General features: G+C 55.7%; 12 protein-coding genes. 3 read left to right on the top strand and 9 right to left on the bottom strand.

Features of this window, described 5'->3' with window-relative positions:
• Window positions 1-14 precede the first annotated feature (14 nt).
• The 6 genes from B5F17_RS12700 to B5F17_RS12675 are packed head-to-tail and all read right to left on the bottom strand — an operon-like array spanning window position 15 to window position 4,785.
• Entirely contained in the window at window positions 15-341 is a 327-nt protein-coding gene (locus B5F17_RS12700; RefSeq protein WP_087374372.1) for a hypothetical protein, read from the bottom strand.
• 2 nt (window positions 342-343) lie between these two features.
• The gene (locus B5F17_RS12695) at window positions 344-1,687 is read right to left on the bottom strand and encodes a ParB/RepB/Spo0J family partition protein (RefSeq protein WP_162608183.1); all 1,344 of its coding nucleotides are present in this window, start codon (window positions 1,685-1,687) and stop codon (window positions 344-346) included.
• A complete protein-coding gene (locus tag B5F17_RS12690; RefSeq protein ID WP_087374368.1) occupies window positions 1,671-2,453 on the bottom strand; it encodes a ParA family protein in 783 nt (260 codons plus the stop codon). The genes B5F17_RS12695 and B5F17_RS12690 overlap by 17 nt, the downstream gene beginning before the upstream one ends.
• Entirely contained in the window at window positions 2,432-2,716 is a 285-nt protein-coding gene (locus B5F17_RS12685) for a hypothetical protein (protein WP_087374366.1), read from the bottom strand. The genes B5F17_RS12690 and B5F17_RS12685 overlap by 22 nt, the downstream gene beginning before the upstream one ends.
• A complete protein-coding gene (locus tag B5F17_RS12680; RefSeq protein WP_087374364.1) occupies window positions 2,694-4,067 on the bottom strand; it encodes a replicative DNA helicase in 1,374 nt (457 codons plus the stop codon). Before B5F17_RS12680 ends, B5F17_RS12685 begins: the two co-directional genes overlap by 23 nt.
• A gap of 4 nt (window positions 4,068-4,071) precedes the next feature.
• Window positions 4,072-4,785: a hypothetical protein gene (locus B5F17_RS12675; protein WP_143287741.1), complete on the bottom strand. Its 714-nt coding sequence runs from the start codon at window positions 4,783-4,785 to the stop codon at window positions 4,072-4,074.
• A gap of 31 nt (window positions 4,786-4,816) precedes the next feature.
• On the opposite strand from B5F17_RS12675, the gene B5F17_RS14895 reads away from it, so the two are divergent.
• Window positions 4,817-5,005, top strand: a complete 189-nt coding sequence (locus B5F17_RS14895) for a hypothetical protein (RefSeq protein ID WP_162608182.1) — start codon at window positions 4,817-4,819, stop codon at window positions 5,003-5,005.
• A 130-nt stretch (window positions 5,006-5,135) separates the two neighbouring features.
• Here B5F17_RS14895 and B5F17_RS12670 read toward each other — a convergent pair whose 3' ends face one another.
• Together B5F17_RS12670 and B5F17_RS12665 are read right to left on the bottom strand one after the other, a co-directional pair.
• On the bottom strand, window positions 5,136-5,606 hold the full coding sequence (locus B5F17_RS12670; protein WP_087374360.1) for a helix-turn-helix domain-containing protein: 471 nt from the start codon (window positions 5,604-5,606) through the stop codon (window positions 5,136-5,138).
• Between the two features lie 23 nt (window positions 5,607-5,629).
• Entirely contained in the window at window positions 5,630-5,866 is a 237-nt protein-coding gene (locus B5F17_RS12665; protein WP_087374358.1) for a helix-turn-helix domain-containing protein, read from the bottom strand.
• A 92-nt stretch (window positions 5,867-5,958) separates the two neighbouring features.
• Between B5F17_RS12665 and B5F17_RS12660 the strand changes: the two genes are divergently transcribed.
• Entirely contained in the window at window positions 5,959-6,174 is a 216-nt protein-coding gene (locus B5F17_RS12660; protein WP_087374356.1) for a hypothetical protein, read from the top strand.
• On the opposite strand, the gene B5F17_RS15250 is transcribed toward B5F17_RS12660, so the two are convergent.
• Complete coding sequence (locus B5F17_RS15250) at window positions 6,134-6,268, bottom strand: hypothetical protein (RefSeq protein WP_275532130.1); 135 nt, start codon at window positions 6,266-6,268, stop codon at window positions 6,134-6,136. The two genes, B5F17_RS12660 and B5F17_RS15250, sit on opposite strands and share 41 nt — an antisense overlap.
• An 89-nt stretch (window positions 6,269-6,357) precedes the next feature.
• On the opposite strand from B5F17_RS15250, the gene B5F17_RS12655 reads away from it, so the two are divergent.
• A complete protein-coding gene (locus tag B5F17_RS12655; protein WP_087374354.1) occupies window positions 6,358-6,711 on the top strand; it encodes a hypothetical protein in 354 nt (117 codons plus the stop codon).

Genomic DNA, 6,711 nt, shown 5'->3' with positions numbered 1-6,711 from the left:
GCGACCCATCAAAATTACCTTGTTAAGCATGCGTCAACTCTCCTCTGAGCTTGTAGATATTTTTGTTCATAGCGTGCAGCCTGTGCTTGTTCACGTTTGATCTGTTCCGAAATTTCCCTAGCTTGCTTTATTGCATCTTCGGATTTGGAAATTTCTGGCAGCAATCCGGCAAGCTGTATATATAAATTGCTGATGCGTTCTCGTGCTTCAATAAGGCGTCTAAAATACTGATCTTCGCGGTATTGATACACCCTTAACTCTAAGCGACGACTATCTGGCACAAGGCATTCTGTCTGGATAAAGTGAATCAGTTCATCCTTGCTGCAATCTTGCAATGTCATGGCTACGCCTCCGGATATGCTCTTGTCCAATAACTCACTTCAAACGGCATTGGGACAAATTCTTTGTTTAACTGCTCACCGAATGCCCCGTCCTGATAGAGCAGCACCCGGAAATTGCCTTTGTGGCCATACCGACACAGCACGGTCTCGCCGTCGTTCGGCGCGTCAGTCGGGTACTTGTGCCACTCAGACGTACAGGGCGGCAGTTCCGAGGTCAAGCCAAGCAGTTCGGAAAAAGTGATGCCCAGCGTGTCCGCCAGCGCAAACAGATCATCCAGAGAGGGTATCCACGTCAGACGGGTCAGATTGGTAATGCGGCGCAGACTGCGCACGGTCTGACTGACTCTTGCAGGCAGTTCGTTGTCCTCATCCAGATTCGGGTCTTTCGCCCAGTCCAGGATGGAAAGCTGCGCCTGCCGGTACGCTGAGTGCTGATATGCTTCGTCGGCTTTACGCTCGGTCTCTCGCAATTCGGCTTGTCTCTGTGCGTCGGTAATCTGCTTCTTGCACACACCGCACAGGGCTGGACAGTCCTCGGTGTGGTCGCACGCATGGCAGCAGCCCGGGCAAGTACCCACCGCAACCATGGCGGCACGATCTTTGTAGCGAGTGCACGGGCTATTGGACAATTCTGGACAGACCAGCGGGGCGAACGGGTAATCCTTGACAATCTCGCCCGCTGTTTTGATGACTTTGGCGGTCGGCGCGGTGTAATCGGATAGCGCCTCTTTGAGCTGCTTTTGCGCCTCCTTGCCCAGCTTGGACAGCTCGTAAGCGGTTGAGGCGCTGATGCGTCCTTTCTTGAGTGCTCGCTTCCAGTCCCCGACCAGATGCTTGTCGATGGTCTCCATACGCGCGATATTACTCGCACTCTCCTGCATGGCCTCGGCGACCATGTCCCGAATGCGCCCGGGCAGCTCTGCGCCCTCCTCACGGCGTTTGATGAACAGCCGCTTGAGCCTCACAGCCTGCTCAGCTTTTTCCAAGTAGGTCAGCTCGCGTGCGGTCGAGTTGGTCAGGATCAGCGCAAGCTGCTCTTGTGTCTCAGTCAGATTACGCTGCACCACGCAGGGCGCGCTCTGACGGCCCAACTCGGTCAGGGCTTTATACCGTCGGTGCCCGGCGATCAACCGGTAATGGGTATCGTCCACCTCGAGTACGACCAGCGGCTGTTTGAGGCCGATCAGCTCAATGGACTCTTTGAGTTCTGTCACGTCCTCGACCTCGTAAAAATTGCGGTCATTCGTTTCGATCTGCGCCAACGGGATCTGCTGTGTGACGATCTCAGGTGTGTCCAAATTGGACACATCGCCCATCAGTGCGGCAAGGTCAAATTTGCGTGCCACGGTCTGTGTCCTCCTCTCCCAAAAACTCACGGACAAATGCTGCATAGTCGGCAGTCGCCGCCGATCGGGGCGAACACTCGGCCAGCGGCTTGCGCCAGTAAGTCGATTTATCCACGACATCGGTGCGCCGGATATGGGTGTCAAACACCGGGCACGGCTCGTGCATGCGCAGCCAGGTCTCACCCTGCCGGATGACATCGGTGTTGCGCCATTGGGTAATCAGCGCACCCGCGATATGTACCTCGGTGATCGTCTGGATCTGCCGCAGCTGGCTGACCAGCTCACGCATTCCATCGATGGCGTAGTAGTCCAGCTTGATCGGGATGATGATGTCGGTTGACGCTGCAATCGCGCTGACCGACGCCGCCGTGAATGCCGGCGGGCAGTCAATGACCATGCAGTCATAGGCTCCGTCCTCCATGATGGCGTCGCGCAGATCGGACAGGCACCGGCGCGCGCTGCCGCCTGCGGCGACCAGCGACAGATCGGCAGATAACAGGCTCATATCGGACGGCAGCACATCCAGGTTGCGGTAGTTGGTGGGCTGGACGAGATCGACATAGCACGCCGCGCGTCCCTCGATCAGATCGGCCAGACTGCCGGTCGACGCCCGCGCTCCGTAAAACTTGCTCGCGTTGCCCTGATGATCGGCATCGATGAGTAACACCCGGCGGTTATGGTGGACGGCCAGCTCATAGGCCATATTGACGGCGGTCGTGGTCTTGCCCACGCCGCCTTTTAAATTTACAATGCTGATGACTTGCATTTCGCTTTTCTCCTTCTCTTGACGGGTTTTATGATGGTTTTTCGACCGATAATGTCCAAAATCTTACCGTTCACGACCGGGAAACACTCACGGATAGGCCTAGACCAGCTGTTATCCCTGACCCGGGCGCGGTACTGTGCGACCACATAGCCGCGCCCCGGGCCTTTTTTGATGTATCGGATAACGTGCCCGGTCACCGTTCCCCTGCCTGATGCCGGATTGAAGGTCAGCTGGATGATTTTACATTCTTTGGGTTTGCGCATGCTTGCCTCCTTGCTGGAATTCTGGGAACGGGATTTGCGCGAGGGATACGTCCTGCCATGTGTCCGGCTTGCCCACTTCGGGCGGCTTGTCCGACACATGCCGGAACGTGTTATCATCGATCACGCGTTCGGTGAAGGTCTGCTTGTCGCCATGGAAAGCCAGCATGACCTTGCCGACCTGACCCTCTTTGTTCTTTGCCAGTCTGAGCACGCGGTCGGACGCACGGTTGTCCGGCTCGGACAGGTACATGAGCATGGCGATGTCTGCATCCTGCTCAAGCGAACCGGACTCGCGAAAGGATGCCAGCGTAGGTGCGCGGACGGTCTTGCTCTTCTGGTCTTCCTGATCGCGGGTGAGCTGCGCGAGCGCCAGCACCATGACCTTGTGATCGCGGGCAAAGTTCGCCAGCGTGTTGGAGATAGACGCGACGTCATTCTCGCGGCTGTACCCCTTGTGCGCGGTGCGCACGATCTGGATGTAGTCCACGATCACGACCTGATACCGCTTGTAACGGGCAAACGAGGCGATTTCCTCGGCCGTGCGGCCGGTTGCCTGGATGATGTCCAGATTGGACTGGGTCAGCCTGCCCTTTTGTGTAGCAATCATGCGCCAGTCGGCCTCGCCCAGTGCATGACGCTTGATTTTGCCGTAATTCATGCCGAACAGGTGCGCCATCGAGCGATCAATGAGCTTGTCGTCCTTGGTTTCGAGCGAGAAAAAGCCTACGCGATAGGTTTGGGACAGGTATGCGGCCACCTGCAAGGCCAGCATGGTTTTGCCGGTCGAGGGACGCGCACCGAGCAGCACATAATCACCGAGTTCGGCGTAGACCAGCTGGTCAATCCCCGAAAATCCGAACCGTATGTACGAAACCGGCTGCGCCTGCCGCTCGCAGAACCGTGCGAAACCGTCCTGAAGGGACAGCGCGGTCATGCCCGTGCTGCTCGCCGACAACTGACCGGCCTGCTCAAGCACGCTTGCGGCCTCGTCCAGTGTCGCAGCGTTTGCCAGCTTGTCCCCGAGCATGCGCAGGCGGTGCAGCCGGGTCTCCTGTTTGAGCAGCCGGACGTATTCCATGCAGTTGGCCGCCGTCGGCGTCAGCTCCATGACGTCCATGATGACCGGCCGGTACTCGTCGCCGATGATCGCGCTGACCGCGACCGGGTCGATGGGCTTGCCCGCGAGGAACAGCTGCTGCTCGGCCTCGAAAATCGTGCGATAGGTCGGGGCCAGGAAGTCGGACGGACGAAGGGCTGCGAACACGTCGCCCGATACGCTCGGGTCGATCATCACCGAGCCGATCACGGCGACCGCCGCGTCGTAGATGCGTTGTGAAACTTGGTTTTCCATGGTCTCAGTCCTCGTCAATCAGCACCCGGCCGGTGGGCTGCGCAGGCGGATAGTCCTTCTTGAGCCAGCGAAGCAAAGTTGCATAGTGGTCGCGGTAACGTTTGCCCTCAGACTTCATGTAGGCCGACAGCGCTTCGATCTCGGCAGCGACTTGGTTCGGTGTCCAGCGAGCAGTCAGGCGTGCAATCTCGTCGTCGGTCAGTCGGACGTTGCCAAACTCACCGTATCCCTTGCGCCCGTCCTCGGCCGGTTTGGCCGGTTCTTCCTGCGCGGGCGCGCCCTCTCTCTCGTCTTCTAACTGGTCTTCTAAGTGCTCATTATATACATTTCCCCGTTCGGTGAAATGATTGTCACAGTTTGGTGTATTGCATTTCACCATTTCGTGAAATGCATTTCCCCGTTTTGGGGAAGCGGTCGGAATGGGTTCGTATGCCTGGATGACGGTCTCGGTGACCGTGTACCAGGTCGTGCGATCTCGCTTGTCCTGGCTGTAAGCTGCGGTCAGGATCAATCCCTTTTCCCGGCATCTGTTGATGATGCCCTCAATCTGTCGCCGCGACCAGCACGGGAAAATCTCGGTCAGGGCATTCAGGCTGTCATACGTCCAATAATGACCGTCGCGGTAGTTTCTGCCGTTGGCCGCGTTGTCCCGCACCCACCAGTACAGGCGATGCACAAAAATGGCCTCGGGCACGCCGTACTGCTGGGCTAAATCCATATCAAATGCGTATTGCACACGTTCACCTCACATGTTCCAGCCAACCGGTGAGCGCAAGGAAGAGCGCACCGAGCATGCTCCACAGAATCACACCCGCGAGGCACGCCAGCAGCCCAATGTCCCCGGTATCACACCGACCGACTTGTCCAAAAATGGCCACCATACACACGATGGCGGCGACTTTGCATACTGTTTTCATGTTGTGTACTCCTCCATTTAGGCACGCCGCGACCAGCCGGTCTTGTTTTACACCTTTTCCGGCTGATTTTACGGCTTTTTGTTGACTTTTTCCCTCGTTTGGAGTACACTAGATTTGCTTAGATCGAGTGTATTCCAAACGCTCACACGCCTTACCAGTTTGCAGACTGGTGAGGCGTTTTTTCTTGCCCTGCGCCGGTCAGGGACAGGCTCAGGGACGCGGCGACGATCTCGCGCAGCTCGTCCATGATGCTGTCATAGATCGGGCGTTCGCGTTCGTCGATGATGCCGTCCTCGGCGATCTCCAGCAGCGTCTCGACGCGACCCTCCCGGGCAAAATTGCGCAGCAGCCGGAACAGCCGCATGGTGCATTGCTCCAGCGAGCGCTCAGTCACTTCGGGCAGAATCTGACCAGCGGGGCTGGCCTTGAGGTGCCGGTACGCCAGCGCCGGGTCGCGGTACAGCTCAGCCATCATGACCACCATTTCGTCCGACGGACGGCGGCGGCCGGTCTCATACATGCGCAGGCTCTCGGTCGATATGTACAGCCGGTCGGATGCCGCTTCCTGTGTCATTCCGGCACGCTCACGCGCGGTTTGGTAGATGTTACGGCTCGGTTTCATCCTGTTTGTGCCTCCGTTCCGTGTTATACTTGAGATGTACGAGGGGTTACATCCTCGCGAGGGAAATAAACGGCGATCTCGCCCGCCGGGATCTCAAACAGATCGCACAGGGCATAAACGTCCAGCATATCCCACGGGGCCAGACCCCGAATACGGGACGACACATAGGTCGTCCCCTTACCGAGCTGCCGCGCCAAACTGCGCTGGTCGATGCCCTCGGCATACATGAGCTTTCTCAGCTCCTTAAACGGCTTTGCCATATATGTGTTACTCCTTTCCTCGTCCGAACAGGTCTATTAGTTGCATATACTCTCCTTTTCGTGTATGATAAACGCGAAAGGAGGTGTGAAAAATGAATAAACAAGAGTTTGATGCTTGCTTTAGTCAGGCGGTCGAAGATGTCAAAGCTAAAACCATGAATAACATCCAAGACGCTCTGGCTAAATTCAGCAATGAAGATGGTAGAATCAGCTACGACAAGCTCGCTATGTTCGCCTATACCGAATCCTTAGCTTACACAGACGAGCTTATTTATGCTGTTCTCTCAAAGATTCTTGTAACCGAGTAATCACATCTTCAACCTTTAACGCATCTTGCCGCTCTTGTATCGCTACTACGAGAGCGGCAATTTCTTTTGTCGTTCCTTCCAGTACAATTTTCATACAGAGGTCTCCTTTCCTCGTCCGAACAGGTCTATTAGTTGCATATACTCTCCTTTTCGTGTATGATAAACGCGAAAGGAGGTGATTTTGTGAATGATGTAAAGAAGGCTTTCTTGTCTTTGATGCATGATGCATATTTTGATGCAAAGTATGCGCACCAGTATTCCACTGAAACCGAGAACGCCCCTGAAAACCCATCTGCTGCTATTGCTTATGCAAACTCTGTCACAGCAAAAGCATGTGCAGCAGAAGCAATTTACTGGTGCAATGAAGAACTTTATCACGACGAAATTCCGGAACTGCTCCACCAGTTTCGCGTTTTTTCTGCTGAAATTCTTCAAAGCTATGCAACTGACCATTCGCGTCAGTGGGTAAGTATTGAGTTCGATAATCTCAAAGACTTGTTTGAAAGCTCTGTATGTAATCAACCGATTACTGAGTAA

This window comes from Butyricicoccus pullicaecorum (assembly GCF_002160355.1).
Taxonomy (GTDB): domain Bacteria; phylum Bacillota; class Clostridia; order Oscillospirales; family Butyricicoccaceae; genus Butyricicoccus; species Butyricicoccus pullicaecorum.
The sequence above is the reverse complement of the archived record's forward strand: the minus strand, read 5'-3'. Positions and strand labels throughout refer to the sequence as shown.

What these genes read in the sequence shown, in the direction of transcription:
- B5F17_RS12670 (WP_087374360.1), bottom strand. Translation starts at nt 5,606, where the DNA reads ATGAAACCGAGCCGTAACATCTACCAAACCGCGCGTGAGCGTGCCGGA.
- B5F17_RS12675 (WP_143287741.1), bottom strand. Translation starts at nt 4,785, where the DNA reads ATGGATTTAGCCCAGCAGTACGGCGTGCCCGAGGCCATTTTTGTGCAT.
- B5F17_RS15250 (WP_275532130.1), bottom strand. Translation starts at nt 6,268, where the DNA reads ATGAAAATTGTACTGGAAGGAACGACAAAAGAAATTGCCGCTCTCGTA.
- B5F17_RS12660 (WP_087374356.1), top strand. Translation starts at nt 5,959, where the DNA reads ATGAATAAACAAGAGTTTGATGCTTGCTTTAGTCAGGCGGTCGAAGAT.
- B5F17_RS12665 (WP_087374358.1), bottom strand. Translation starts at nt 5,866, where the DNA reads ATGGCAAAGCCGTTTAAGGAGCTGAGAAAGCTCATGTATGCCGAGGGC.
- B5F17_RS12690 (WP_087374368.1), bottom strand. Translation starts at nt 2,453, where the DNA reads ATGCAAGTCATCAGCATTGTAAATTTAAAAGGCGGCGTGGGCAAGACC.
- B5F17_RS12700 (WP_087374372.1), bottom strand. Translation starts at nt 341, where the DNA reads ATGACATTGCAAGATTGCAGCAAGGATGAACTGATTCACTTTATCCAG.
- B5F17_RS12685 (WP_087374366.1), bottom strand. Translation starts at nt 2,716, where the DNA reads ATGCGCAAACCCAAAGAATGTAAAATCATCCAGCTGACCTTCAATCCG.
- B5F17_RS12680 (WP_087374364.1), bottom strand. Translation starts at nt 4,067, where the DNA reads ATGGAAAACCAAGTTTCACAACGCATCTACGACGCGGCGGTCGCCGTG.
- B5F17_RS14895 (WP_162608182.1), top strand. Translation starts at nt 4,817, where the DNA reads ATGTTCCAGCCAACCGGTGAGCGCAAGGAAGAGCGCACCGAGCATGCT.